At 71.0% G+C, this 25,164-nt stretch carries 22 protein-coding genes; 14 read left to right on the top strand and 8 right to left on the bottom strand.

All coding sequences use genetic code 11. The annotated features are described in order from the left end of the window. Positions 1 to 11: 11 nt before the first annotated feature. From ACWEN6_RS13325 to ACWEN6_RS13315, 3 genes are all read right to left on the bottom strand, one after another. Entirely contained in the window at positions 12 to 1,148 is a 1,137-nt protein-coding gene (locus tag ACWEN6_RS13325) for an NAD-dependent epimerase/dehydratase family protein (RefSeq protein WP_452570406.1), read from the bottom strand. Beyond that, positions 1,142 to 2,548 carry an aspartate aminotransferase family protein gene (locus ACWEN6_RS13320; RefSeq protein WP_452570405.1) on the bottom strand — a complete coding sequence of 469 codons (1,407 nt, stop codon included), beginning with the start codon at positions 2,546 to 2,548 and terminating at the stop codon, positions 1,142 to 1,144. Before ACWEN6_RS13320 ends, ACWEN6_RS13325 begins: the two co-directional genes overlap by 7 nt. Positions 2,549 to 3,108: 560 nt before the next feature. After that, complete coding sequence (locus ACWEN6_RS13315) at positions 3,109 to 4,056, bottom strand: aldo/keto reductase (RefSeq protein ID WP_452570404.1); 948 nt, start codon at positions 4,054 to 4,056, stop codon at positions 3,109 to 3,111. Positions 4,057 to 4,124: 68 nt separating this feature from the next. Between ACWEN6_RS13315 and ACWEN6_RS13310 the strand changes: the two genes are divergently transcribed. The 7 genes from ACWEN6_RS13310 to ACWEN6_RS13280 all read left to right on the top strand — a co-directional run bounded on the left by ACWEN6_RS13310 (position 4,125) and on the right by ACWEN6_RS13280 (position 8,604). Beyond that, positions 4,125 to 4,400, top strand: a complete 276-nt coding sequence (locus tag ACWEN6_RS13310) for a hypothetical protein (RefSeq protein ID WP_452570403.1) — start codon at positions 4,125 to 4,127, stop codon at positions 4,398 to 4,400. Positions 4,401 to 5,246: 846 nt separating this feature from the next. After that, positions 5,247 to 5,858 carry a dihydrofolate reductase family protein gene (locus ACWEN6_RS13305; protein WP_452570402.1) on the top strand — a complete coding sequence of 204 codons (612 nt, stop codon included), beginning with the start codon at positions 5,247 to 5,249 and terminating at the stop codon, positions 5,856 to 5,858. A gap of 52 nt (positions 5,859 to 5,910) precedes the next feature. Continuing rightward, complete coding sequence (locus tag ACWEN6_RS13300; RefSeq protein WP_452570401.1) at positions 5,911 to 6,249, top strand: hypothetical protein; 339 nt, start codon at positions 5,911 to 5,913, stop codon at positions 6,247 to 6,249. Next, positions 6,240 to 7,109, top strand: a complete 870-nt coding sequence (locus ACWEN6_RS13295; protein ID WP_452570400.1) for an RNA polymerase sigma factor — start codon at positions 6,240 to 6,242, stop codon at positions 7,107 to 7,109. Before ACWEN6_RS13300 ends, ACWEN6_RS13295 begins: the two co-directional genes overlap by 10 nt. 91 nt (positions 7,110 to 7,200) lie before the next feature. Then, complete coding sequence (locus ACWEN6_RS13290; protein ID WP_452570399.1) at positions 7,201 to 7,602, top strand: hypothetical protein; 402 nt, start codon at positions 7,201 to 7,203, stop codon at positions 7,600 to 7,602. Further along, positions 7,595 to 7,888 carry a MerR family DNA-binding transcriptional regulator gene (locus tag ACWEN6_RS13285; protein ID WP_452570398.1) on the top strand — a complete coding sequence of 98 codons (294 nt, stop codon included), beginning with the start codon at positions 7,595 to 7,597 and terminating at the stop codon, positions 7,886 to 7,888. The genes ACWEN6_RS13290 and ACWEN6_RS13285 overlap by 8 nt, the downstream gene beginning before the upstream one ends. A gap of 455 nt (positions 7,889 to 8,343) precedes the next feature. Beyond that, the gene (locus ACWEN6_RS13280; protein ID WP_452570397.1) at positions 8,344 to 8,604 is read left to right on the top strand and encodes a hypothetical protein; all 261 of its coding nucleotides are present in this window, start codon (positions 8,344 to 8,346) and stop codon (positions 8,602 to 8,604) included. 50 nt (positions 8,605 to 8,654) lie between these two features. On the opposite strand, the gene ACWEN6_RS13275 is transcribed toward ACWEN6_RS13280, so the two are convergent. After that, positions 8,655 to 9,404, bottom strand: a complete 750-nt coding sequence (locus ACWEN6_RS13275) for a methyltransferase domain-containing protein (protein ID WP_452570396.1) — start codon at positions 9,402 to 9,404, stop codon at positions 8,655 to 8,657. Between ACWEN6_RS13275 and ACWEN6_RS13270 the strand changes: the two genes are divergently transcribed. Further along, positions 9,403 to 9,888, top strand: a complete 486-nt coding sequence (locus tag ACWEN6_RS13270) for a MerR family transcriptional regulator (protein ID WP_452570395.1) — start codon at positions 9,403 to 9,405, stop codon at positions 9,886 to 9,888. The two genes, ACWEN6_RS13275 and ACWEN6_RS13270, sit on opposite strands and share 2 nt — an antisense overlap. 528 nt (positions 9,889 to 10,416) lie before the next feature. On the opposite strand, the gene ACWEN6_RS13265 is transcribed toward ACWEN6_RS13270, so the two are convergent. Further along, positions 10,417 to 11,289, bottom strand: coding sequence for a tyrosine-protein phosphatase (locus ACWEN6_RS13265; protein ID WP_452570394.1), 873 nt, complete (start codon positions 11,287 to 11,289; stop codon positions 10,417 to 10,419). 197 nt (positions 11,290 to 11,486) lie between these two features. Here ACWEN6_RS13265 and ACWEN6_RS13260 point away from each other — a divergent pair, with 197 nt between their 5' ends. From ACWEN6_RS13260 to ACWEN6_RS13235, 6 genes are all read left to right on the top strand, one after another. Further along, on the top strand, positions 11,487 to 12,365 hold the full coding sequence (locus ACWEN6_RS13260; RefSeq protein ID WP_452570393.1) for a hypothetical protein: 879 nt from the start codon (positions 11,487 to 11,489) through the stop codon (positions 12,363 to 12,365). 303 nt (positions 12,366 to 12,668) lie between these two features. Next, positions 12,669 to 14,327, top strand: a complete 1,659-nt coding sequence (locus ACWEN6_RS13255) for an ABC transporter ATP-binding protein (protein ID WP_452570392.1) — start codon at positions 12,669 to 12,671, stop codon at positions 14,325 to 14,327. After that, positions 14,324 to 14,887, top strand: a complete 564-nt coding sequence (locus tag ACWEN6_RS13250; protein WP_452570391.1) for an ECF transporter S component — start codon at positions 14,324 to 14,326, stop codon at positions 14,885 to 14,887. Before ACWEN6_RS13255 ends, ACWEN6_RS13250 begins: the two co-directional genes overlap by 4 nt. 4 nt (positions 14,888 to 14,891) lie before the next feature. Continuing rightward, on the top strand, positions 14,892 to 15,713 hold the full coding sequence (locus ACWEN6_RS13245; RefSeq protein ID WP_452570390.1) for an energy-coupling factor transporter transmembrane component T family protein: 822 nt from the start codon (positions 14,892 to 14,894) through the stop codon (positions 15,711 to 15,713). Further along, on the top strand, positions 15,701 to 17,026 hold the full coding sequence (locus ACWEN6_RS13240) for an amidohydrolase family protein (RefSeq protein ID WP_452570389.1): 1,326 nt from the start codon (positions 15,701 to 15,703) through the stop codon (positions 17,024 to 17,026). Before ACWEN6_RS13245 ends, ACWEN6_RS13240 begins: the two co-directional genes overlap by 13 nt. A gap of 79 nt (positions 17,027 to 17,105) precedes the next feature. Further along, positions 17,106 to 19,085 carry a sensor histidine kinase gene (locus tag ACWEN6_RS13235; protein ID WP_452570388.1) on the top strand — a complete coding sequence of 660 codons (1,980 nt, stop codon included), beginning with the start codon at positions 17,106 to 17,108 and terminating at the stop codon, positions 19,083 to 19,085. A gap of 122 nt (positions 19,086 to 19,207) precedes the next feature. On the opposite strand, the gene ACWEN6_RS13230 is transcribed toward ACWEN6_RS13235, so the two are convergent. The 3 genes from ACWEN6_RS13230 to hrpA form a co-directional block, all read right to left on the bottom strand. Further along, entirely contained in the window at positions 19,208 to 19,879 is a 672-nt protein-coding gene (locus tag ACWEN6_RS13230) for an HAD family hydrolase (RefSeq protein WP_452570387.1), read from the bottom strand. A 128-nt stretch (positions 19,880 to 20,007) separates the two neighbouring features. Continuing rightward, positions 20,008 to 21,045, bottom strand: coding sequence for a polysaccharide deacetylase family protein (locus ACWEN6_RS13225; protein WP_452570386.1), 1,038 nt, complete (start codon positions 21,043 to 21,045; stop codon positions 20,008 to 20,010). A gap of 205 nt (positions 21,046 to 21,250) precedes the next feature. Further along, positions 21,251 to 25,141: an ATP-dependent RNA helicase HrpA gene (gene hrpA, locus ACWEN6_RS13220; RefSeq protein ID WP_452570385.1), complete on the bottom strand. Its 3,891-nt coding sequence runs from the start codon at positions 25,139 to 25,141 to the stop codon at positions 21,251 to 21,253. Positions 25,142 to 25,164: the final 23 nt, after the last annotated feature.

Genomic DNA, 25,164 nt, shown 5'->3' with positions numbered 1-25,164 from the left:
GAAAGGGCGGGTCAGAAGAAGACCTTGGCGAGCGACAGCACACCCTGGCGCCATGGCTCGCGGCTGGTGCGGCCGGAGCCCCCGGCCGCGGCGTCATGGCGGTGCTCGCGCCACCAGCGGTAGGTGGACAAGATCGCGTCCTGGTTGGACAGCCTCGGCGTGAAGCCGAGGCGCTCGCGCGCCTTGTCGATGCTCACGTAGGAGTCGGCCAGCAGCTTGTGGAGCAGCCTGCCGTACACCGGGGACCAGCCGCGGCTCTCCAGGGCGGCCAGCACCCGAACCGCCGTGCGCGCCGGGACCGACACCACGCGCCTGCCGTGGCCGGCCGCGTCGAGCACCGCCTGGAAGTCCTCGCGGATCGTCGCGAAGCGGGCCGCTCCGAGGTTGTAGGTGTCGCCGGCCACCTCGGCGGGCGCCGCCAGGACCGTTGTTACCGCGTCGACCAGGTCGTCCAGCCCGAGCATCTGGATGCGGACGTCACCCTTGCCGAGAACGGGGAAGTTGCGTCCCTGCTCGGCCCACTCGAACAGCATCGAGAACAGGCCCATGCGGCCGGGGCCGAGGAAGGTCTTGGGGCGCAGCACGCCCACGCACATCCCGTCCGCCCGGTGCTTGTCCACCACCTCCTCCGCCTCGGCCTTGGCGGCGCTGTAGGTGTCCACCGGCTCGCGGGGGTGGTCCTCGGTGGTCGGCACGATCTTCGGCAGCCCGTACACGGCGGTGGAGGAGATGTGCACCACCCGCTCCACGCCGGCCCGCCGGGCGGCGGTCAGCACCGAGCGGGTGCCGTCCACGATGATCGACTTGATCTGCTCGGCGGGGTAGCTGGGCAGCGCCGCCGCGCAGTGCACCACCATCCGGGCCCCCGAGAAGGCCCGCACCATGGCGGGGACGTCGCGGACGTCGGCGGCGTGCGAGGTCAGGCCGGGCGCGCCGGCCAGTTCGCGGAGCTCGCGGAGTTCACGCAGGTCGCGCAGGTCGACGCCGGTGACCTCGCCGCCGTCTCGCAGCAGCCGGGACACCAGATTCGATCCCAGGATGCCGGCGGCGCCGGTGACGGCGACCGGGCCGCGCACGTTCGTCTCCCGGGACGCCGGGGCGGGGCGGGTGCCGGCGGCGACGCCGCCGTGGAGACCGGTGTTCACCACAGCGAGCTCACCTTCTGGCGCAGGAACCGGGACAGCAGGTGCGGCATGCCCTGCGCGAGGGTGGCGTCCAGCGCCGTGAGGACGCGCTCCATCTCGGCCGGCTCGGCCACCAGGGGCGGACCGATCACCATGGGGCTGTCGCCGTTGAGGGTGTAGTAGGCGTAGATGTCGTGGTCCCGGTAGAGCGCGTCGATCACCGAGCACGCGATCAGCTTGGTGCGCAGCATCGGGTCCTTCAGCGGAGGCAGCCGCCCGGCCAGGTCCAGGATCCTCGGGCCGCCGGTCAGGAACACTCCCCACAGCGCGCCGCATCCGGCGACGCCCGCGATCTCGTCGGGGTAGGTCTTGTGCAGGCGTTCCAGGCCGGGGCGCAGCACGCGGTCCAGCGCGCGGGCGCGCGCGGGGTAGTCGTCCTCCACGGCGATGTTGACCGCCTCGATCGCGGTGGCGGCCTCCTCCCCGAACCCGTAGTACGTGGTACTGGTGCTCTGGATCAGCGCGTCCGCCATGTTGTCGTACGCCTTGCGGAACAGCGGCTCGCGGGCGACGAAGGCCGAGATCGACGACTTGCCGCCGCCGAACGACTTGGAGGTCGTCACCACGTCCGGGATGAGGTCCTGATATCGCATGAAGTAGAAGAGGCTGCCGGTCTTGCCCCACCCGGTATAGATCTCGTCGAAGATCAGGACGATGTCGTTCTCCGTGCAGATCTCCCGCAGCCCGCGCAGGAACTCCTCGGAGCACCACCGCATCGTCGAGGCGCTGAAGGGCTCGATGAGCAGCGCGTACACGTCCCCCCTGTGCTCGCGCACCGCCGCGCGCACCGAGTCGAGGTCGTCGTAGCGGAAGGTCGCGACGCCGGGGATCGTCGGGAAGCTGAAACGGTTCTGGGTGCTGCCAGTGAGGCCGCCCGAGCCCAGCAGCTTGCCGTGGAAGCTGATGTCCGAGCGCAGGATCGTGCCGCGCCGGCCCCGGTGGTACTTGTAGGCCAGCTTGACCGCGCCCTCCACCGCCTCGGCGCCGGAGTTGGGAAAGAACGACAGGTTCAGGTCGCCCGGCAGCACCGCGGCCAGGTTGCTCCCCAGAGCCGCCAGGTAGGGGGAGAAATAGGTCTTGTGCACCTCCATGCGCCGCCGCTCCTGGAAGCGGGTGCGCGCGGCGAGGATGCGGGGGTGGTTGTGACCGTGGTTCAGCACGCCGACCCCGCCGGTGACGTCCAGCACTCGGCGGCCGTCCCGAAGGTACAGGTAGGCGCCCTCGGCGTGGTCGACCAACTCCCGGCCGAAGCCGAAGGAGGTCATCAGCGATACCTGGCTGCGGTTGACGTGCCGCCGGTACATCTCGTGCACCTGGCTCATGTCCAGTTGTTCGGCTTGTTCGACGGAAAGGAGTTCGGACATGTCTTCCTCTCTGTGGTCTCCGCACGGCCGGCGACGACGCGGGAGGCACAACCCGCACCGCCGGAGGCGGCCGGGAGCGGGCGTGACGAGCCCGGGCATGCTCGCGCGCCCGCTCCGGCTCCGGGCCGCAGCGGCCTGTCAGGGGTTTGGACCTGTCGCGAACGCGTGGGCGTCCCATACCCATGGGTCGGCGCGTTCGGCGCGTCCGGCGATCGGCGCACCGTGCCGCACCGGCGCCGATCTCGTTGCTCTCTCCGGACACGGACAGCATCGCCCGCGGCCGCGCGGAAGCGGGAGAGGCGATCGCTCGCCCGATGGACCTCCCCATTCGATCTTCATGGTGACCCGCCGGACCTGTCTGCCCGGCCACCCCCGCCCGCCCCGGACGGGCATACCCGAACGGTCATCCCCCGCGCGCCCCGGACGGACATGCCCGGACGGTCATCCCCGCGGGTCTGGACGGACATGACCGAGCGGTCACTCCCCTGGCCGCCCGCACGGGCATACGCGAACGGCCACCCCCGCCCCGCGGGAGTGGCCGTCCGTTGACGCGGAGGCGGTCAGCCGGCCTGGTCCAGCCGGCGGCGGTGCTCCTCGGGCAGCACGAGCGCCACCCCGGCCAGCGCCTCCTCCAACTGGCCGACGCCGCTCACGCCCACCACCGGCGTGACGGCCGGCGTGCCGCCGGTGAGCCATGCCAGGACCACCTGGTTGCGGGTCACGCCGAGTTCCTCGGCCACCTGCGACAGCGCCGCCATGCGGAGCGCATTGCCGGGGTGGTCGTAAGCCTGCGGCAGCGGGCGGTCCTCACGTGCGTAGTAGCCGTTCAGCAACGTGGTGTAGCCCCAGAGCTCCATGTCCGGGTGGGTGTCCACGTAGTCCAGGACCTCCTCGGTGACCCAGCCGAAGCGGTGGTTCTGGTCGGGCACCGGCGAGTCGGGCCGAGGTCGCAGATAGGAGTGGCGCAGTTGCAGCGCCGTGTACCCCGCCCAGCCGTGGTCCTCGGCGACGCGCCGTGCGCGCTCCACGCGCCAGACGGCGTGGTTGGAGGCCCCGAGCCGACCGGCCGTCCCGGACTCCACCAGCTCGGCGAACCCCCGCGCGGTCTCCTCCAGGGCGACCGAGCGGTCCTCCATGTGGGCCCACAGCATGTCGACCCGCTCGACGCCCAGGCGCCGCAGGCTGCCCTCGACCGCCGTCTTGATCGCCGGGGCGGACAGTCCTTCCCGGTTGGCGGGCCAGTCGCCGCCGTCGGAGGGCTCGGCTCCGACCTTCGTGCTGATGGACACCCGGTCGCGCGCGCCCGGGCGGGCCGCCAGCCAGCGGCCGATGATCCGCTCGCTCTGCCCGCCGAAGCCACTGGAGTGCGCCCAGAACGAGTAGCAGTCCGCCGTGTCGACCAACGTGCCGCCGACCGCCACGAAGCGGTCCAGCAGCTCGAACGAGCCCCGCTCGTCGAGGCGGGTGCCGAAGTACATGGTGCCCAGCGCCAGGTTCACCTGCGGCATGAGACGCTCCTCACTCGGTCGTGACTCGAAGTCAGGTTCGGCAGGCGAGTCTGGCAGCCCGCGCGCGGATGTGTCGATCCCGCGGGGACCGCGCACCCGGCGGCCGGGACGTCGAGACCACGGCCCGGCCGCAGGCGCGGGGTGGCGCCTCAGTCGGGGGCGGTCCGGACGAGCTGGGCGGCCTGCAGTACGACCTGGGCAGCCACCTGGTCGACCAGGCGCTGCGGTTCCTCGGCCCGGTCACCGACGTGTACCCCGAGACCGACGTGCGGAGGGCCGGGGCGCGAGCCTTCTGGGCACTGTCCCACTCACGGCGGTCGGGCACCGTGGCCGGCCTGCCGTAGCGGTGTCGCCCGGCGTGCGCGCGGCGAGTACGGGGCAGGCGACGGGGGCCGCGGAGGTCCAGGGCCGTCATCGGGGTCGCCTCCTGGTGCCGGTGCGGTTCGCTTGCGGGGGGCCTGCGGTGGCACATCGATCGCACTCATGATCGGATCGGGGCCGACCTTCGGAACTATTGTTCTGTAATCGATCCATCATTTACAGTTACGATCAGGTTGATGGTTCGTCGGCGGCCGGAGCCAGAGCTGATCCCCTTCGGTGATCGGCCGGTGATTCCGGTGACCCCCCGGAGGCGAAAAGGACGTGCCCGCACCACGTAAGAGCACCGATCGATACAGGTCGATGGCGCACTATTTCGGGGCGCTCATCCGGCATCTCCGCGATTCGTACCAGCTGCGTGTTGGCGAGCCGCTGATGGTCGCCCAACTATCGGCCAGGACGAACCCAGAGGGCTCTTCCACTGTCCGATTGGCTGCAGCCGACGTCTTATCCTGGTCCACTAGGAAGGTCGCGGCAGGGCGAAAAGCCACCGATCCGTAGTCAACCTGACCAGCGCCCTACGGCCGTTCTGCCTTACTGGTGCCCCACTGCAAACCCCCTTGATAATCGCCCAACCACTCGATGTGACGACGTTTACACCCGCCCCACCGCCACGCCAAGCGCTTCCGGCCAAACGACCAGGGATCGACCACTCCTCGGCGTTACGCCCGAAGAGCGCGACGATGGCGACCGGCGTCCCGGGGAAAATCTTCGAAGAAATCCGGGAGGAGGTGTCGGATCGGGTCGGGGGCGTTCGTAGCAGGGGTGAGGCCGCCCACAAGGGGCGGCGCCCAGGCGAAGGAAGTGTGATCATGAAGCTGACGACCATGACCCAGGTCACCATCGATGGAGTGACGCAGGGAAACGGCGGCGCCTCGGATGAGGACCGCAGGAACGGGTTCGAGCGCGGCGGATGGGCCCTGGGGGCGGGTGACGACGAGACCAGGGCGTTCATCACGCAGACCTACGAGCGCGCCGAGGCGTTCCTGTTCGGCCGGCGCACCTACGAGTTTTTTTCCACCTCGTGGGGATCGAACGACGAGATGCTCGCGCATCCCATCGGCGTGGCCCTGAACAAGGCCCCTAAGTACGTCGCCTCGACCACGCTCACCGAGCCGCGCTGGGCGGGCACGACCGTTCTCCTCGGTGACCTCGCGGCGGCCATCAGGGACTTGAAGGCCAAGCCCGGGGGCGAGCTGCAGGTGCACGGCAGTGGCATCCTGACCCGGTGGCTGCTGGCGAACGACCTGGTCGACGAGATGACGCTGATCGTGGTCCCGGTGATCCTCGGCCAGGGCCAGAGGCTGTTCCCGGAGACCGGTCCGGATCGCGCGCTCGACCTGGTCGAGTCGCGGGTCGACTCGAAGGGCGTGATGACCCAGGTGTACCGGCCGGCCGGGCGTCCGCGGTATGCGACGGCCTGAAGTCCCCACCACCGAACCACGCCGTCCTGACTCCACAGGAGACGATCTTCAGATGAAGTACCTGGCTTCCGTGATCGATGACAAGGGCGATCCCGGCAGTGCGGATCGGATGCCTGCCATCAGCGAGTTCAACGAACGGCTGATCGCCGAGGGCTACTGGGTGTTCTCGGGCGGACTCGCGGACACCGACGCGGCCACGGTCATCGACAACCGGGGCGAGGAGGCGGTGTTCAGCGACGGGCCGTTCGTGGGGGACGACAAGCACAAGGAGGCTCAGATGCTGCACGATGGCGCCCCGCCTGAGCCGCTTGGCGCCATCGACGACGACCGGCTCCGGCTGATCTTCACCTGCTGTCACCCGGCGCTGGGGGGGAAGCGCGGGTGGCGTTGACGCTGCGCATGGTCGGCGGTCTGACCGTGCCCGAGATCGCCCGCGCCTTCCTGGTGCAGCGGACCACCATGGAACAGCGCATCACCCGCGCGAAGGCCAAGATCAAGGCGACTCGCATCCCCTATCGGATGCCGTCCGCCGACGACCTGCCGGCGCACGTCTCCGGCGTCCTGGCCGTCCTGTTCCTCGTCTTCAACGAGGGCTACCTGGCCAGCGGCCCCGACACCGATCCCCTGCGACACGACCTGGCCGCCGAGGCGATCCGGCTCACCCGGCTGGTCCGCGTGCTCTTGCCGCAGGACGGGGAAGTGGCCGGCCTGCTGGCGCTGATGCTGCTCACCGAGGCCCGCCGCCCCGCCCGGGTCTCGGCCGACGGCGAACTGGTCCCGTTGGCCGAGCAGGATCGCGGCGCCTGGGATGCGGAACTGATCGCCGAAGGTCACCGGCTGGTGCGCGAGCGCCTGGTCGCCGCTGCGGCCGGGGTGGCTCCGGGTCGCTACCAGATCCTCGCCGCGATCAACGCGGTGCACACCTCCGCCCGTGACATCCGCGACACCGACTGGTCACAGGTCCTGGCCCTCTACGACCAGCTCGCCCACCTCGACCCCTCGCCGATCATCGCACTCAACCGGGCCATCGCCGTGGCCGAGCTCGACGGGCCGGAGGTGGCGCTGGCCATCGTCGACCGCCTCGCCGAGGCGCTGGCCGGCTATCACGCCTACCACGCCACCCGCGCCGACCTGCTACGCCGGCTCGGCCGAAGCCACCAGTCACGCAAGGCCTACGACCGCGCCATCGACCTGGCGGGCAACACCGGCGAAACCGCCTACCTCACCCGCCGCCGCGGCCAACTGCGATAGCGCCCGCGTTCGAAAAGCGAGGGCAGAAAAGGCCTCGCCTGCGCGAAAGGCCCTGCATCCGGTACCGGGGTACAGGTTTACCATCCGAGGTATGAGGAACCGGATCCCCCTTGACCAGGTGTGGGTGCCGTCGGCGTGTACGTTGCCGACCGCTGAGCAGCCGCTGCGCGTGGCCGAGTTCGACGCCCTCTTCGCCGAGACCCTGCAGGCCGTGCGGCGCGAGAGTTCCACCCGGCTGGGGCTGGAGCTCCGCTTCGCTCCCGAGCACGCGGGGCGGGCGGCTGAGCTGGCGGCGCGGGAGAACGGCTGCTGCTCGTTCTTCACTTTCACGGTGACCGTCGCCGCGGGCGGCCTGACGCTGGCGGTGGCGGTCCCGGCCGAGCACGCCCCGGTGTTGGACGCGCTGCAGGCCCGCGCCGAGGCCGCGATCACCTCGCCCGCCCCGCCCTCCGCTGACTTCGGGACGGGCCGACCGGTGGGAGGCGGTGCGTGAAGCAGTACCTCCACATCGCGACCGTCGCGACAGGCAGAGCGGTGGCAGGCCGTATCTGCGCAGCGGGCAGGTGGCCGAACTCGCCGGGGTCAACCCGCAGACGTTGCGCTACTACGAGCGGCGGATCGCCGAGGTGGAGACGAGGATCGCCGACCTGACCACCATCCACACCGCGCTGACCGCCGTGGTGGCGGCCGGCTGCGACAGCCTGACCGATTGCACCTGCCCCGGCTGCCCGCTCCCGTTCGTCGATCTGGCCGACGACCACCCCCCGAAGGAGAACTGATCACGTGAGCATCTGCCCTGATCACCGCGAGCCGGTCACGGTATCCCTGAGTGAGTCACGGTATCCCTGAGTGAGAACGGCGGACCGCCCCGTCGGAGCAAGGTCGGCAACAGGGAGCGCCGTTGGCGCGTATCCGCTCCCTGCCAAAACGTAGTCGCACCTGCGCCCTGGCGGTCGTGAATCGGCGCCGGGAGTGCCTTGCTCGTCCGTGTCCGCCGGACGCCGGCCACGGGTCAGCCCGAGACCTCCGCCTCGCGACTAGACGTCGTCGAACTTTTTCGTGCATCGAATTCACATGTGTTCTAATGGACTTAAGTGAACACTGAACCGATGGAAGGACGCGTATCGTTATCACCCCCGTCACGCATCTGGACGAGTTCCGTACCCGCGCGTCGCGGGCCGGGCGGCGGGCACGTCGGCTGGAGCAGCAGGCTTCGCTGCGGCACGGTCGGGCCATGCACCTGGTCGACATCGAGAATCTCGTGGGCTCGACCCGGCCCACGACCTGCCACGTCCGGAAGGTGATGACGATCTACGAGTCGCTGGTGCCCATAGGGGCCGGCGACCAGTACGTCGTGGCCGTCAACCACACCGCGCTGCTACCGGTCGGCATCGCCTTTCACGGAGTACGACTACTCGCCCGCTCCGGCCGCGACGGCGCCGATCGGGCGCTGGTCGAGTCGTCCACACGGGTGATCCGGCGGCCATGCCGCTGATCGCGGCCACACGCGTATCCCCAGCAATCCGCGCGCTGGGCCGGAGCCACTCAGGGGGTGGTCGCCGCCGCTATGAAGATCGGTACGGCCGCGAACAGCCGGTCGGCGCGGGCGCGTTCCCGCTGGTCGGCGATCCACCCGTCCGCCTGGGCAGGTGTGATCGCGCCGCGCTCGCAGCAGACCTCGGCGAGCCGGGTGAGCACCGGCAGGAACGAGCCGTCCATGAACACCTCCGTGTGCACCTCCACCGACACGTCGCGGAAGCCGGCGTCCAGCAGCAAGTTGCGGTGCTGACGAGCGGCCCGCGGCGACGCCACCTGGTCGGCGCGTTTCCGCACGATGGTGCGGGTGAGCTCCGGATCGGTGGAGTCGATCACCAGCGTGTCCCAGTCCTGCCCGCACAGTACGACGCGCCCGCCCGGAGCGAGAACGCGTCGCGCCTCGGCAAGCGCCCGCCCCGGGTCGGCCAGCGTGTGGATGACCTTGTCGGCCCGGTAGCCCTCGATCTCCCCGTCCTCGAACGGCAGGGCATTCGCGTCGCCGACGCGGAACTCGACGTACGGCCAGCGCTGCCGGGCCAACGCGATCATCTGCTCGTCAACGTCGACCCCCACCGCCCGTGCGCCCCGATCCGCCAGTTCGGCGACGGCCCGCCCGGCACCGGAGCCGACGTCGACCACGAGCGCGCCCGCGGCGGCACGCAGCAGTTCGTACGAGCGGGCGCGTAGCGCGGCGGCGCCGGGACTTCGCTCGACGGCGTCGAGTTGAGGGATGAGGGCCGCGATCGCTTCGTTGGACATGCGCGCCATGATGCGACTTAATGCCGACATGAAGTCAAGCGCGACCATGAGCATCGGCGAAGTGGCCGGGCACTTCGGCCTGGCCACGCACGTCCTGCGCCACTGGGACTCCATGGGCCTGCTCTCGCCCGCGCGCGCGACCGGAGGTCGCCGCCGATACGGCCCCTCCGACCTTCATCGGGTCGCGGCCATCCTGGTCGGCAAGGAGGCGGGGCTGACCCTTACCGACATCCGCGACATGCTGACGACCACCGACATCGAGAAGCGCCGAGAAACCCAGCGCCGCCAACGCGATGAACTGATCCGGCGAATAGCGAAGATGCAGGCTGCCCTCAACCTCATCGAAGGCGGCCTGACCTGCGAGTACGAGGACATCACCGCGTGCCCCAACTACCAGTCGCTGGTCGCCGACCGACTGGGCCCGCACACCGCCGGACGCCGTGGCTCAAGGCCCGATGGTCTATCACCTTGGGTGCGGCCGTGATCGGCCTGCTCATCTTCGCGGCCCTGCGTATCGTCGCAACCCCAGATTCGCCCGGGAACGCGACCTAGCTGGCATGGCACGCGTTTCGCAACCGGCGTTCATCCGCCAACAGGAAGTCCCTCACCCTGTCGCTGACCGCGCGCACGGTAAGCGGCCGACACTGCTCCTCTCGACCAGAGCGATCGGCCTACTGCCACAATTCGCGGATCATCCTGAAATCGAGGGAATACCTGATGTTCGACCGGACCGACATGGGCGATTGCGGCCCGATCACCTGGACGACACCGACGCCCACCGCTTCTAAGACGGCACCGATCACCTCGGTCGTTGTCACGTATGTGATCTGACTTCAGGCTCCGTATCGACAGTTCGGGCCGCTACGACTGGAAATGCGCGATCGGCTCGGCGAAGCCACACACTAATTCGGCCGCCAGGCTCGGTAATGCGCCTGTTTGCGAGTACCGGGCGGAAGGTGATCGGTCGCGGGACCAGGGGCGGAGGGGGCGCGGCGCTGTCGGTGGTGCGGGGTCAGTCGAGCAGGCGGGAGCGCAGGGCGGTGGAGTCATCGGGGGTCCAGCCGTTGCGGGCGAGCCAGCCGAGCGGGCCGTCGTCCCTGGTCTCCAGCATCTGCAGGAAATGGTCCATGTACTCAGGGCGGGGCAGGTGGCTGTCGGCCGGGCGGGAGTCCAGGTCGTCGCGGTAGGTGTCGCTGGCGCGCAGGCGGGCGAGGATGGCCTCCATGCGCTCGCCGGTCGCCGCGTAGTCGGCCACGATGGCGTCGCGGGCGACCCCGGCCACCGACAGCGCGAGCGCGCAGACCACGCCGGTGCGGTCCTTGCCGGCCGCGCAGTGGACGAGGGCCGAGCCGTCGCCGTACGCCAGCACGCGCAGGGCGGCGAGCACCGAGTCGGGCCGGTCGAGCAGGTAGGCGTAGTAGAACCCGAGCACCCTGATCTCGGCGCGTTCCTCGTTCCTGGTCTGCCAGGGCAGCACGCGGTCGCCTTCGATGCGGGGACGCGCGCGGCCGTCCGGCCCGTTTCCGGCGCCCGCGGCCGTGCCCTCCACGGGGTCGGCGTCCTGGGCAGGGGTGTCGGCCTCGACGTCGGTGTGGCGGCCGCCCTCGGGGAACAGGGTGAGGTGATGGATGCTCACCTCGGGCACCCGGGTCAGCGGGCCGGGGCCTTCCAGCTCGACCTCGGCGGAGGAGCGCAGGTCGATCACGTCGCGCAGCTTCAGCTCGCCGACGAGCCGCTGCACGTCGGCGTCCGTCAGTCCCTGCAGGTTGTCCGAGCGCATCACCCGCCCGAACCGCGTCGTCCGGCCGTCGATCGTGGGGAGACCTCCGAGGTCTCGCACGTTCACGGCGCCGTCAAGGGCTATCCACCTCGTTAGTTCATTCATCACATCCAACCCTATATGCGCTATATGTCCGCGCGAAGAAGGCGACGGGGGCAGAGTGTCAAAAGAACATGTCCGTTACGTGGCGGCTGCCATCGTGACGCCGGCCCGCGCGTGATGTAAAGGAGCGGGCCCTTCCGGGGTCCGCACCCCCCGGAGCCGGGGGCTTGCCGGCTCAACCGCCTGCCCCGAAGGAGGTCATGGTGGACACATCCGCGCCCTTCCCCCGGCTCGTGCTCGACCCGGCGCTGCCCGCCGAGGTCGCCGCCACCCTGCGGACCAGCCCGGACGCGCTCCACGCGGTGCGCGCGGGGGCGGCGCCCCGGCCCTGCGCCCCGAACCCCGCCCTGGTCTGCGCCGTCACCGTGCTGCTGCTGCTCGCCCTCGCGCTGACCGGCCCGTGGGGCATGATCGCGCTCGGCGCCGCCGTCACCGGCCTCGGCGGCGCCCAGGCCCTCGCGGGCGACCCGAAACTGCGCGAGGCCCGCCGCCGGCTGCGCGTGGCGCACCGGCACGCCGGCCGGTACATCCTTCCCGAGGACCTGGACGAGCGATGCGGCGAACTGCTGGCCAGGGCCCAGCGGGCGGTCGCGGAGGTGCTGGAGTCCAGGGTCAACCGTGACGGCCTGCTGGACACGATCGCCAACACCGTGACCCTCCCCTCGGAGCTGTGGCGGCTCGGCGTGCGGCTGGCCGACCTCACCCGGACCCGGCGCGAGCACGAGCGCATCGTCCCCAGGGACGTGCCGGCCGACATCGCCGGGATGTTCGCACCCTACGACGAGGTGCTCGAACGGGCGCACCGCTCGCTGGCCGCCCGCGTGGAGTCCTTGGAGGACTACGCCCGCGAGGTACGGCGGGCCGACGCGGTGTACCGGGCCTACCGGCAGCTCGGGGTGCTGCGGGAGCGCACCCCGGACTATGAGCGGCTGCTGGCGGAGACCGCCGAGGACGAGACGGCGCTGCCCGCCATGGAGGGGCTGAGCGGGCAGGCCCACGAGGTGGAGCGGGTCTTCCGCAGCAGCATCGAGGAGGCCCGGCGGGCCGGCACCCATCTCCTCCTGCTTTCCGCCGCATGACGGGAATGCGATGTAACGCGCCATGCGTCCGCTATAAACCCTGAAAGTCCATTTCGTCGGCAATAATCCATGAAAGGTGGCTTACGCCCGCCACGGAAACGGTCCTGTAACCGGTTCGGGCAGCCGGTTCATGTGCGCGTAATCGAGCCGCCCGAAACGCCATGATTCGGCCATGCCACTCAAATCCCGGCCTTTCACCAGCAATTGCGCAAGACAATGGAACTCCCCTTTAATCTCCACTGGACCGATGTCCGGCGCGCACCGCCCGGCACCAGAACACGGGAGGGAGAAGGGTGATCCGTCATGACCGCGCTCATCGAGGTCCGTGACGCGAGCGTCCGCTACCTCTCGACCGGTCAGACGGCGCTCCGCGGAGCCGGCCTGACCGTGAGCCCCGGCGACCTGGCCCTGGTCAGCGGCCCGTCCGGCTGCGGCAAGAGCACCCTGCTCCGCCTGGTCAACGGCCTCATCCCGCACTCCTACCGCGCCGAGGTGACCGGCGAGGTCCTGGTCGGCGGCCTGCCCGTCCCTGGCCGCACCATCCGCGAGCTCTCGACCGTCGTCGGCACGATGCTCCAGGACCCGCGCAAGCAGATCGTCGGCACCACCGTGGCCGCCGAGATCGCCTTCGGGCCGGAGAACCTGGGCCTCCCCCGCGGCGAGATCCGCGAGCGGATCGCCGAGGTCGCCGGCCGCGTCGGCATCGGCCACCTGCTCGACCGCGCCACCGCCGGGCTCAGCGGCGGCGAGCTGCAGATGGTCGCCTTCGCCGGCGTGCTGGCGATGCGGCCGAAGGCGGTCGTCGTGGACGAGCCGCTGGCCAACCTCGACCCGGCGGCCGGCCTGCGCCTGATGCGCGAACTGCGCAGGTTCGCCGACGGGGGCGGCGCGGTCGTCGTCGTCGAGCACCGCGTCGAGGAGATCCTGGAGTTCTCCCCCACCCAGGTGCTCTACCTGGAGGAAGGCGCCCCCCGCTACCAGGGCCCGGTGGAGGGCTTCCTGCGCGTGGCCCCGGTCGGCCACGTCAAGCTGCCCTTCGCCACACTGGTGTCGCGCGCCGCCGAGCTGCCCGCCGTCCCCGAACCGCCGGAGCGTACGGCCGCCACGACGACCCCCCGGCTGGAATACCGCGGGGTGAGCCTCGGGTACGGCGAGCGCACGGTGCTGTCGGGCGTCGACCTCGCGCTCGGCCCGTGCGAGCGGGTCGCCGTCCTCGGCCCGAACGGCGCCGGCAAGTCGACCTTGCTGCGCGCCGCCGTCATGCTCATCACGGCCTCGCGCGGCGAGGTGCTGGTGGACGGCTCCCCCGTCGCCGAGCGCTCGGTGAAGAACCTGGCCACCACCTTCGGCTACGTGTTCCAGAACCCCGGCCAGGCCCTGTTCAGCGCCACCGTCGGCCAGGAGCTGGCGTTCGGCCCGCGCAACCTCGGCCGTGACCCCGAGGAGATCGACGCCGACGCGCGCGCCGCGCTGCGCGCCGTTCTGCTGGACGACGAGAAGGACATCATGGACCGGCCGCCGCGCACGCTGTCGTTCGGCCAGCAGCGCCGCCTCACCGTCGCCCTCGCTCTGGCCATGCGGCCGCGCACGCTGATCCTGGACGAGCCCACCGCCGGGCAGGACCTGCGCACCACGACCGAGTTCATGGGCCACGCGCTCGCCGCCCCGAGCGTGGAGAGCCTGTACTTCATCACCCACGACGTCGATCTCGCCCTCACCTACGCCGACCGGATCATCGTCGTGGACCAGGGCGGCGTCGCCGCCGACGCCTCCCCGGCCGAGCTGGCCGCCGAAGGCGCCCTCTGGTCGCGGGCGGGCCTGGCGGCGACCAGCCTGGTGGCCGCGGTGCGCGACCACCTGCCCGGCTCGGGGGCGATCGCCCATCCCTTCGACCTGGCCCGCCGGGTCTCCCTCCTCACCCCTTCCCCCTCTTCCCCCACGGAAGGAACCACCCCCTCATGACCACAGACGCAACCACCCCGCGAGAGCCCGTCTTATCGATCTCCTCCCGGACGGTCGTCTTCGGCGCGGTCGGCGCGGCGCTGTACGGCGTGCTCGGCCTGTTCAGCTTCCTGATCCCCGGCACGCAGGCCGTCACGGTGCGGCCCGCGTTCGCGCTGGTGCCGTTCTTCGGCAAGCGCTTCGGCGTGATCGCCGGCTTCTTCGTCGGCTTGGTGGGCAACGCCATCATCGACCTGATCTCCGGGTACGGGCTGACGTACTGGAACTGGAGCGTCGCCAACGGCCTGGTCGGCGCCTTCGCCGGGCTGTTCTTCGCCTACCTGCCGCCGATCGCCGGCGAGGCGCTGCGCCTGGTCGTCACCGCGCTCGGATCGGTGCTGGCCACCGCCATCGGCCTGCTGTTCGTGTTCACCGACATCTGGGTGCAGAACATCGACGTCTCGACCGTCATCTCGATCAACTACGTCCCCGCGCTGATCGCCGACGCCATCGCCGTCGTCATCCTCACCCCCGCGCTGGACGCCATCTGGGAGCCGCTGTCCAAGCGGACCGGACGGTAACCGGGTGGACGTCACGCCGCGTTACCTGGGCGCGGGTTCTTTCCTGAGCCGCCGCGATCCGCGGGTGCTCCTGCTGGTTCCCGTGTTCTACATCGTGGCCGTGGCGGGAGTCGACGACCTGCGCGCCGTGCTGGCGTGCACGGCGGCCGCCCTGCTGTACTACCGCGCCGCGGGCATCCCGTGGCGCGGTGTGCGGGCCAACTGGGCGTTCATGCTCACCGTCACCACGGTCCTGGTCCTGGTGAACAGCGTCCTGACCTCGTCCATCAGCCGCGGCGGCGGCACCGGCGAGGTGCTGTTCACCGTCCCGCTCACCCATACCCCCATCACCTGGGCCGCCCTGTCGTACGCCGCCACCACCCTGGTCCGCTACATCTCGCTGGCCATGGTGAGCTTCCCGGTGGCGTTCAACATCGCGCCCTCGGACTTCGGGGTGGCCTTCGCGCGGCTCGGGCTGTCGCAGCGGCTGGCCTACGGGGTGGACCTGACCTTCCGGTTCCTGCCCTCCACCTGGGCGAGCCTGCACGAGACCATCGACGCCCAGCGCATCCGGGGGTACGAGCACAGCCGCAGCCGCAACCCGGTGCGGCGGCTGCTGGCGCTGCGGCCGGTGGTCATCCCCCTGACGGTGAACGCGCTGATCGACGCGGAGGACACGGTGAACGCCATGGACCTGCGCGGCTTCGGCGGCCGGCACCGCACCTGGATGCGCGAGCTGGCCTTCGACCGCGTCGACCTGCTGGTCCTGGCCGGCTTCGCCGCCATGACCGCGGTCATGGTCACCGCCAAGATCCTCGGCCTGACGGGCACCGTATGGGCGCCGTGATCCACTCCGCGCCGCTCCTGCTCCCCATCGCCCGCCCGCCGATCCGCGACGGCGCCGTGGCCGTGCGGGACGGCCGGGTGCTGGCGACCGGCCAGCGGCGCGAGATGCTGACCGCCCATCCGGGCGCGCAGGAGCTGCGCTGGCCGGGCATGGTCGTGGCCGGGCTCGTCAACGCGCACACCCACCTGCAGTTCACCCGCATGGCGAAGGTCGGCGCGCGCGTGTACGGCTCCTTCGAGGAGTGGTCCACCACCTTCGACGCGGTCTACTTCTCCTCCGGCGGCGCCGACTGGGCGGCCAGCGCCCGCGAGGGGGCCCGGCTCGCGCTGCGCCACGGCACCACGGCCGCCGCCGACGTGGTCACCGACATCGAGGCGATGCCGGTGCTGCACCAGACGGGGCTGGCCGGAGTCTCCTACCTGGAGGTGCTCGGCGACACCGACGAGAGCTGGGCCGGGACCGGCCGCGAACACCTGACCTCCACGGTGCGCGAACTGCGCGGCGCCGGGGACGCCCCGCGCGCGGGGCTCGTCGGGCTGGCCCCGCACGCCCCCTACACCCTGGACACCGGCGTGCTCGCCGACCTCGGCGTCCTGGCCCGCAGGTACGGCCTGCGCCAGCACATCCACCTGCTGGAGTCGGCCCACGAACGCGAGTACACGGTCTCGGGCACCGGGCCGATCGCCCGCCTGGTGCGCGACCTCGGCTTCGACTTCGAGATCCTGCGCGCGGGCGGCACCGGGCAGGGGCCGGTCGACTTCCTGGACGCCCTCGGCCTGCTCGGCCGGCGCTGCCACGTCGCGCACGGCGTCCACCTGGACGCCGCCGAGCGGGCGCTGTTGCGCGAGCGCGGGGTGAGCGTCGCGCTGTGTCCCCGCTCCAACCGCACCCTCGGCCTGGACGGACCGCCGATCGCGGCCCTGCTGGAAGAGGGCTCCCCGATCGCCGTGGGCACCGACTCGCTGGCCTCCAGCCCGTCGCTGGACCTGCTGGAGGACGTGCGGCTGCTGCACCAGCTCGCCCGGCGGCAGGGATACCGCGGCCAGGACCTGCCGCGCCGCCTGGTGGAGGCCGCCACCGCCGGCGGCGCCCGCGCGCTCGGCCTGGACGAGGGCCCAGGACGCATCGGTGTCCTCGCGGCGGGCTCGCGCTGCGACTTCGCCGTCTTCCCGCTCGATCCCGGCGAACGCGACCCCTACCTCGCCCTGATCCAGGACGGGCCGGGAAGTTGCGTCGCGACGGTGACCGGCGGCGACCCGTCCGGACGGGTGCACCTGGCCGGCTCGGCCCAGGAGCGGCGCCATGGGCACTGACCTCGCCGCGATCTCCACGAAAGTGCGCGCGGCATTCCCCCGAAGGCCTCCCGTAGGCCTCCACGCAAGGCGCGGAGACATGGCTTCCCAGAATCGCACCATTCGCTTCAAGTTGTACTCGCTGCTCAGCCTGCCGATCGTCGCGCTCATCCTGCTCTGGGTCGTGATGACCGCGCACCTCGTGGGCGTCTTCTTCGACCTGCGCAGGGCGGTCACGCTGTTCGACCAGGTGGCCACCCCCGCCGGAGTGCTGGCCGACCACGTGCAGCAGGAGCGCCAGCTTTCGGCGATCTTCCTCAGCGGCAGCGCCCCGGACGGCGGGCGCCTGTCGGCCGCGCGCGAGCAGACCGACCTGGCCGCGCGGCTGTTCCACCAGCGGTCCACCTCGCTGGAGGGGCAGTCGGCGACCGGGCCGGAGGTGGTGCAGAGCCTCGCGGAGCTGGAGAGGCAGTTGCTGAGGCTCAGCTCGGTGCGCCAGGACGTCGACGGCCGCACGCTGAGCCGCCTGTCGGCCATCCAGGAGTACACCAAGATCCAGGATGCGCTGTACCAGATGTACGACCAGCTGATCACCGTGCCCGACCTGACGCTGTACCGCAAGTCCAACGGGCTGCAGACCATCGCCAGGTCCCGCGAGCTGCTGTCCCAGGAGGACGCCCTGCTGTCGGGGGCCATCCAGCAGAACTCGCTCGGCGACGAGGAGCGGCGCGTCTTCGCCGACATGGTGTCCGGGCGCCGCCTGCTGCTCGCCCGGGGGGCCGAGGCCCTGGACGCCGAGCTGCGCCGCCCCTACGACGACCTGGTGGCCTCGGCCGACTACAAGCGGCTGACCACCATGGAGAACCAGGTGATCTCGCGGGGCGGGCCCCCCGCGCAGGCGGCCGCCTGGCAGCCGCTCGCCGGCACGCTGGGGTCACGGCTCGACCAGCTCGCCACCGACCGCGCGACGCTGCTGAACACCCGCACCGACGCCACGGCCTCGGGCATCATCGCGCAGATCGTCGTCGCCGCCGGCCTCGGCCTGGTCGCCATCCTGCTGGCCGTCGTGCTGTCGGCCCGGTTCGGGCGCGGCCTGGCCCAGGAGCTGGCCGACCTGCGCAGCGCCGCCATCGACCTGGCGGACGTGCGGCTCCCCCGGGTCGTGGCCAAGCTGCGCGAGAGCCAGCCGGTCGACGTCGAGAGCGAGGCGCCGCCGATCCTCGCCACCGGCACCACCATGGAGGTGCAGGACGTCGCCCAGGCGTTCACCACCGTGCGCCGCACCGCCGTGGAGGCCGCCGTCGGCCAGGCGGAGCTGCGCAAGGGGGTCAGCCTGGTCTTCCGCAACCTGGCCCGGCGCAACCAGTCGCTGCTGCACCGCCAGCTCACCCAGCTCGACGGGATGCAGCGCAAGACCAGCGCGCCCGACGCGCTCGCCGACCTGTTCCGGCTGGACCACCTGACCACCCGCATGCGCCGCCAGGCGGAGGGCTTGATCATCCTGTCCGGCGCCCCCGCGGGGCGGGCCTGGCGCAAGCCCGTGCCGATGCACGACGTCGTGCGGGGCGCGGTCGCGGAGGTCGAGGACTACACGCGGGTCACCGTGCTGCCCATGTCGGACGCCTCGCTGATCGGCACGGCCGTCGCCGACGTCATCCACCTGCTCGCGGAGCTGATCGAGAACGCCACGGTCTTCTCCCCGCCCAGCACCCGGGTCAACATCCGCGGGGAGCTGGTCGGCCGGGGCTTCGTCGTCGAGGTGGAGGACCGCGGCCTCGGCATGGGCGAGGAGGACCGCGCCGAGCTCAACCGGCGCCTGGCCAACCCGCCCGAGTTCGACCTGGCCGACAGCGACCGGCTCGGCCTGTTCGTGGTCAGCCAGCTCGCCGAGCGGCACAAGGTCAAGATCACGTTGCGCCGCTCCCCGTACGGCGGCACCACCGCCGTCGTCCTGGTGCCGCACGAGCTGATCATCACCACGGCCGACGACCTGCCCCCGGACCCCGACCACGAGCCGGAGACCCGCCACGCGCCGGACGCCCGCCACGCGCCGGCGCCCGAGCCCGGCCATCTCATGTGACCGGGACCGGGCCCGGCCATCTCACGTGACCAGGACCGGGCCCGGCCATCTCACGTGACCGGGAAAGGGCCGGGCGATCGTCGGTGATCATCGGCCGGAGCCGCGGGCGGCCCGGCGGGTGATCAGGAGCGGGCGCCGTCGAGGCGGCCCTCGGCGAGGAGGGCGGCGAGGTGGGGCAGGTCGTCGATCACCAGGTCGGCGGCGGCCGCCTCGGGGCGGTCGGCGTGCAGGTGGCCCCACGGGCCGCGGCGGAACAGGGCGGTGCGCAGACCGGCCTCGCGGGCCGGGAGCACGTCGTTGTCCAGCCGGTCCCCCACGTACAGGATCTCGCCGGGCTCGCGGCCGGCGACCGCGACCACCTTGGCGAAGAAGTCCGGGTGGGGCTTGCTGACGCCCCATCCCGCCGAGGTGTGGACGGCGTCGACCGGCAGGTCCATCGCGACGAGCGCGTCGTAGGCCTGCGGCGGCTGGTTGCCCGCGATGATCAGCTCGTATCCGGCCGCGCGGAGCAGGGCGAGGCCGGGCCGCGCGTCGGGGTACAGGTCGCCGGCGTCGAAGTTCTCCCGCAGGCCGTCGGGGTCGTCCTGGCGCCAGGCCTCCACCTCGGCCTCGACGTCCAGACCGGGGCGGACGATCTCGAACGCCTCACTGTAGGACCGGTCGAGCGCGGCCATCCCGCCGAGCACGCCGAGCATGGTGAAGCGCGAGACCCCCAGCCGGTCGGCCCAGCGCGTCCAGATGCGGGTCTCGTCGATCAGCGTCTCCCCGACGTCGAACACCAGCGCGCGAATCACGACACTCCTCCCGTATGCGTGTGTCCGACCTTACTTGCCGGGGAAACGGCAGTGGCGTGGCGACCGCCGCGGCGCCACGCCACGTCTGCTCTCGCCCGGCGGCCCCGCTCAGGGCCGCCGGGCGAAGTTCACCCGGCCTGACAGGAGACCGAGGGCCAGTTCCAGTTGCCGTTGTGCTGGATGGTGAGGCCGAAGTTGTTGCCGCTGCCGTTGGGCCTCGCGGTCATCACCTGGGCGCTGGGGAAGCTCGCGCTGGTGTTCCAGGTGGCGATGACCTTGGCGGGCGAGGGGATGTTCAGCGTGACGGTCCAGTTGCTGGAGCCGGAGACCGCGACGTTAAGGTTGTAGCGGTCGCTCCACGACTGGCCTGCCGAGAGGGTGGCGGTGCAGCTGCCGCCGCCGCTGGGCGGAGGACTGGAGGGCGGAGGGCTGGAGGGGGTGCCGCCTCCGTCGGGCGCGACGGCCCGGCCGGTGGAGGGGGAGATCATGCCGGCGCACAGGTTGCGGCTGCGCAGGTTCGCGGCGATCTGCGAGATCGCCTGGACCGTCGTGGCGTACTGGTCGTGCATGAGGATGATCTGGCCGTTCTGCAACCGGCCGGCGGCCTGGACGATCTGGGCGGTGCTGGCGCCGTTCCAGTCCTGCGAGTCGACGTCCCAGATGATCTCGGTGAGGCCGAGCTGCTGCTCCACCGACTTCAGGGTGCCGTTGGTCTCTCCGTAGGGCGGGCGGAACAGCCGGGGCGCGGTGCCGGTGGCCTGCTGGATGGCCTGCTGGGTCCGCTGCAGCTCCGACTGGATCTGCGAGCTGCTCATCTGGGTCAGGTGCGGGTGGGTGTAGCTGTGGTTGCCGATCCACATTCCGGCGTCCCGCTGGGCCCGGACCAGCCCCTGGTTGTTCTGGGCGTTCTGCCCGATGTTGAAGAACGTGGCGCGCAGGCCGTTGGACTTCAGGGTGTTCAGCAGGTTGTTAGTGTTGTTGGGGTTGGGTCCGTCGTCGTAGGTGAGGCCGACGTAGCCGGCGCTGCAGTCGGCGGCGCTGGCCGAGGACGACAGGCCCACGGCGAAGCCCGCGGCGAGGACGCAGGCGGCGACGGCGATGAGCAGTTTGCGGACACCGGACAGGCGCCCGCGAGTTCCGCCGAGGGGGGCGGCACTGTCGATCATGTCTGTTCCTCCACTGGAACGCTGATCGTCGACATGGCATGTGCGTACGGCGGCCGGCCTGCGCGCCATTCTGCGGACCGCCTCGAAACATGTCAATGAGATGAAGAAACATTTCAGGCGTCTTAACCGCTTAAGGAGGACATGACCTCATGAAACATCGATGAAATTCTCGAAAGGTTTCGGCGTCCCGTCGCCCGGTTCGCGGTCAGGCGGTGAGCTGAGCCATGGCCTTCTGGATGCGCTTGTCGGAGACGGGGTAAGGAGTGCCGAGGGTCTGGGCGAAGTAGCTGACCCTCAGCTCCTCCAGCATCCAGCGGATGTCGGTCACCGCCCGCTCCGAGCGCCGCGCCGGGGGCAGGCGGTCGACGGTCTCCTCGTAGGCCATGCGGATCTCGTCGAGCCTCAGCATGCGCTCGCGGTCGCGGTAGGGGTCGTCGGGGAGCTTCTCCAGCCGCCGCTCGACCGCCCGCAGGTACCGCTGCAGGTCGGGCAGGCGCGTGTAGCCGGTGGCGGTGACGAAGCCGGGGAAGACCAGCGACGACAGGTGCTCCTCGATCTCCTCCAGGATGTCCTGCGGGTCCTTCATGCCCGAGAGCGTGGCGCGGGCCTTCTGCCAGACGGCCAGGATGCGCTCGACCCTGGCCACCACCTCGGCCGTCGTGTCGTGAAGTTCGGCCCGCACGTGGTCGTGCACGCGCGTGAAGGCGGCCGCGTCCCACGCCGGGCCGTCGGCCTCGGCGATGAGCTTGTCGGCCGCGCAGGTGACGCAGTCTTCGAACAGCTCGGCGGCGTCGCGGTGCGGGCTGTGGCTCAGCGCGAGCTTCTGCTGGGTGGTGAGCCCGCGCAGGATGGCCTTGGCCGGCGAGGTGACGTTCAGCAGGACCAGCCGCCGCATGCCCGCCCACATCGCCGCGCGCTGCTCCTCCTCGGTCTCGAAGACGCGGACCGCGACGCTGCTCCCCTCGTCGACCAGCGCCGGGTAGGCCTTGATGCGCCCTTGCTCGAACAGCTTGGGCAGCTCGCCGAAGGTCCAGGAGCGCAGGCCGGTGCGTTCGAGGCTCTCGCCCGCGCGCGACAGCGTGGCGCGCAGCTTGGGCGCCAGCCGCCGCTTCAGCGCCGGGAGGTCCTTGTCCTCGGCGACCGTGCGCTTGCGCTCGTCCACGACCCGGTAGGTGACCCGCAGGTGGTCGGGCAGCCGGCTCGGGTCGAAGGCGTCCGGCTGCACCCGCACCCCGGTGAGGGCGAACAGCTCGCGGGCCACGGCCTCCGCCAGCGGCTCGCCGCCCGGCGTCACCCGCTCGAGCACGGCCTTGGCGTAGTTGGGGGCGGGGACGAAGTTGCGCCGGACGACCTTGGGCAGCGAGCGGATCAGCTCGGTGACGAGCTCCTCGCGCAGGCCCGGGATCTGCCAGTCGAACCCGTCGTCCTCGACCTGGTTCAGCACCTGGAGCGGGACGTGGACGGTGACGCCGTCGGCGTCGGCGCCGGGCTCGAACTGGTAGGTGAGCCGCATGCGCTGGCCGCCCTGCCGCCAGGCGTCGGGGTAGGCCTGCTGGAGGTCGGCGGCGTCCGCGCCCTGGTTGATCAGCATCTCTGCTGAGAAGGTCAGCAGGTCGGGCTCGTCCTGCTTCTTCCGCTTCCACCAGCTGTCGAAGTGGGCGGCCGACACGACGGTCTCGGGCACCCGCCTGTCGTAGAAGTCGAACAGCGTCTCGTCGTCCACCATGATGTCGCGGCGGCGGGCGCGGTTCTCCAGCTCCTCGACCTCCGACAGCAGCCGGCGGTTCTCCTTCAGGAAGCGGTGGTGGGTCTCCCAGTCGCCCTCGACCAGGGCGTGGCGGATGAACAACTCGCGCGACAGCTCGGAGTCCACCCGGCCATAGTTGATCTTCCGGTCGACCACGATCGGCACGCCGTACAGCGTGACCTTCTCGTAGGCCATGACCGCGCCCTGGTTCTTCTCCCAGTGCGGCTCGCTGTAGGTGCGCTTGACCAGGTGCTGCGCCAGCGGCTCGACCCACTCGGGCTCGATCTTGGCGACCACCCGCGCCCACAGCCGGGAGGTCTCCACCAGCTCGCCCGCCATCACCCACCGGGGCTGCTTGCGGAACAGCGCCGACCCCGGGAAGATCGCGAAGCGGGCGTTGCGGGCGCCGATGTACTCGCGCACCGGGCGCCGCCGCGGCCCCGCCTCGTTCTTGTCGGACTTCTCGACGTCCAGCACGCCGATGTGGGACAGCATGCCGGCCAGCAGCGAGACGTGGATCTGGTAGGGGTCGGGACGCGTGGTGTTCAGCGTGACGCCGAGCCCCTTGGCGACCTGCTTGAGCTGGCTGTAGATGTCCTGCCACTCGCGCACGCGCAGGTAGTTGAGGTAGTCGGCCTTGCACATGCGCCGGAACTGGCTCGATGACAGCTCGCGCTGCTGCTCGCGCAGGTGGTCCCAGAGGGTGAGGTAGCTCAGGAAGTCCGACTCCTTGTCGGCGAACCTGGCGTGCTTCTGGTCGGCCTGGGCCTGCTTGTCGGCCGGGCGCTCGCGCGGGTCCTGGATGGACAGCGCCGCGGCGATGACCATGACCTCGGTGGCGCAGCCGTTGCCGTCCGCCGCCAGCACCATGCGCGCGAGCCTCGGGTCGATGGGAAGCTGGGCGAGCTTGCCGCCGATCGCCGTGAGCTTGCGGTGCTCGTCGAAGGCGCCCAGCTCCTGCAGCAGGTTGACGCCGTCCTTCACCTGCCGCTGGTCGGGCGGCTCGACGAACGGGAACGCCGCGATGTCGCCGAGGCCGAGCGAGGTCATCTGCAGGATGACCGAGGCGAGGTTGGTGCGCAGGATCTCGGGGTCGGTGAACTCCGGCCGGCCGAGGAAGTCCTCCTCGTCGTAGAGCCGGATGCACACGCCGTCGGAGGTGCGGCCGCAACGGCCCTTGCGCTGGTTGGCCGACGCCTGCGAGATCGCCTCGATCGGCAGCCGCTGGACCTTCAGCCGGTGACTGTAGCGCGAGACGCGGGCGAAGCCCGGGTCGACCACGTACTTGATGCCCGGCACGGTGAGCGAGGTCTCGGCCACGTTGGTCGCCAGGACGACGCGCCGGCCCCGGTGGGCCTGGAAGACCCGGTGCTGCTCGCCGGCCGACAGCCGCGCGTACAGCGGGAGGACCTCCTCGGGCCGGCCCTTGAGCGCCTCGGCGGTGTCCCTGATCTCGCGCTCGCCGCTGAGGAAGACCAGGATGTCGCCCGGCCCCTCCCGGCACAGCTCGTCCACCGCCTCGACGATGGCCTGCGCCTGGTCCTCCTGGTCCTCGCGGATCGGGCGGTAGCGCACCTCGACGGGATAGGTGCGGCCGGAGACCTCGACGATCGGCGCGTCGCCGAAATGGCGGGAGAAGCGCTCGGGGTCGATGGTCGCCGAGGTGATGACGACCTTGAGGTCGGGCCGCTTGGGCAGAAGCTGCTTGAGGTAGCCGAGGATGAAGTCGATGTTGAGGCTGCGCTCGTGCGCCTCGTCGATGATCAGCGTGTCGTACCGGGACAGGAGCCGGTCGCGCTGCAACTCGGCGAGCAGGATGCCGTCGGTCATCAGCTTGACCAGCGTGTCGTCGCCGGAGTGGTCGGTGAAGCGCACCTTGTAGCCGACGGCGTCGCCGAGCGGGACGTCGAGTTCCTCGGCGATGCGCTCGGCCACGGTGCGCGCCGCGATGCGGCGCGGCTGGGTGTGACCGATCTGCCCCCTGACACCCCGCCCGAGCTCCAGGCAGATCTTGGGGATCTGGGTGGTCTTGCCGGAGCCGGTCTCCCCCGCGACGATCACCACCTGGTGGTCGCGGAGCGCCTCCAGGATGTCGTCCTTGCGCCCGCTGACCGGCAGGTTCTCGGGATAGGTGAGGGCGGGCACCAGCGCCCGGCGTGCCGCGACCCGGGCCTCGGCCGCGTCGATCTCGGTGGCCACCTGGTCGGCGATGGAGCGCAGGGCCTTGCCGTCGCGCACGCGGCGCGCGCCGTCGATGCGGCGGCGCAGCCGGAGCTCATCGCGCAGCATGAGCGCGGGCAGCCGCTCGCGCAGATCGGTCAGGGGCGATTTCAACGAAGACGTTCCCATGGTCGCTTTCCCGGCCGTCTCGT

The sequence above is a fragment of the Sphaerisporangium sp. NPDC004334 genome (assembly GCF_053602655.1).
This window is presented reverse-complemented; position numbering and strand designations above follow the sequence as displayed.

What these genes read in the sequence shown, in the direction of transcription:
- ACWEN6_RS13320 (WP_452570405.1), bottom strand. Translation starts at nt 2,548, where the DNA reads ATGTCCGAACTCCTTTCCGTCGAACAAGCCGAACAACTGGACATGAGC.
- ACWEN6_RS13315 (WP_452570404.1), bottom strand. Translation starts at nt 4,056, where the DNA reads ATGCCGCAGGTGAACCTGGCGCTGGGCACCATGTACTTCGGCACCCGC.
- ACWEN6_RS13310 (WP_452570403.1), top strand. Translation starts at nt 4,125, where the DNA reads ATGTGTCGATCCCGCGGGGACCGCGCACCCGGCGGCCGGGACGTCGAG.
- ACWEN6_RS13305 (WP_452570402.1), top strand. Translation starts at nt 5,247, where the DNA reads ATGAAGCTGACGACCATGACCCAGGTCACCATCGATGGAGTGACGCAG.
- ACWEN6_RS13300 (WP_452570401.1), top strand. Translation starts at nt 5,911, where the DNA reads ATGAAGTACCTGGCTTCCGTGATCGATGACAAGGGCGATCCCGGCAGT.
- ACWEN6_RS13290 (WP_452570399.1), top strand. Translation starts at nt 7,201, where the DNA reads ATGAGGAACCGGATCCCCCTTGACCAGGTGTGGGTGCCGTCGGCGTGT.
- ACWEN6_RS13280 (WP_452570397.1), top strand. Translation starts at nt 8,344, where the DNA reads ATGCACCTGGTCGACATCGAGAATCTCGTGGGCTCGACCCGGCCCACG.
- ACWEN6_RS13270 (WP_452570395.1), top strand. Translation starts at nt 9,403, where the DNA reads ATGCGCGCCATGATGCGACTTAATGCCGACATGAAGTCAAGCGCGACC.
- ACWEN6_RS13275 (WP_452570396.1), bottom strand. Translation starts at nt 9,404, where the DNA reads ATGTCCAACGAAGCGATCGCGGCCCTCATCCCTCAACTCGACGCCGTC.
- ACWEN6_RS13265 (WP_452570394.1), bottom strand. Translation starts at nt 11,289, where the DNA reads ATGAATGAACTAACGAGGTGGATAGCCCTTGACGGCGCCGTGAACGTG.
- ACWEN6_RS13260 (WP_452570393.1), top strand. Translation starts at nt 11,487, where the DNA reads ATGGTGGACACATCCGCGCCCTTCCCCCGGCTCGTGCTCGACCCGGCG.
- ACWEN6_RS13255 (WP_452570392.1), top strand. Translation starts at nt 12,669, where the DNA reads ATGACCGCGCTCATCGAGGTCCGTGACGCGAGCGTCCGCTACCTCTCG.
- ACWEN6_RS13250 (WP_452570391.1), top strand. Translation starts at nt 14,324, where the DNA reads ATGACCACAGACGCAACCACCCCGCGAGAGCCCGTCTTATCGATCTCC.
- ACWEN6_RS13240 (WP_452570389.1), top strand. Translation starts at nt 15,701, where the DNA reads ATGGGCGCCGTGATCCACTCCGCGCCGCTCCTGCTCCCCATCGCCCGC.
- ACWEN6_RS13235 (WP_452570388.1), top strand. Translation starts at nt 17,106, where the DNA reads ATGGCTTCCCAGAATCGCACCATTCGCTTCAAGTTGTACTCGCTGCTC.
- ACWEN6_RS13225 (WP_452570386.1), bottom strand. Translation starts at nt 21,045, where the DNA reads ATGATCGACAGTGCCGCCCCCCTCGGCGGAACTCGCGGGCGCCTGTCC.
- hrpA (WP_452570385.1), bottom strand. Translation starts at nt 25,141, where the DNA reads ATGGGAACGTCTTCGTTGAAATCGCCCCTGACCGATCTGCGCGAGCGG.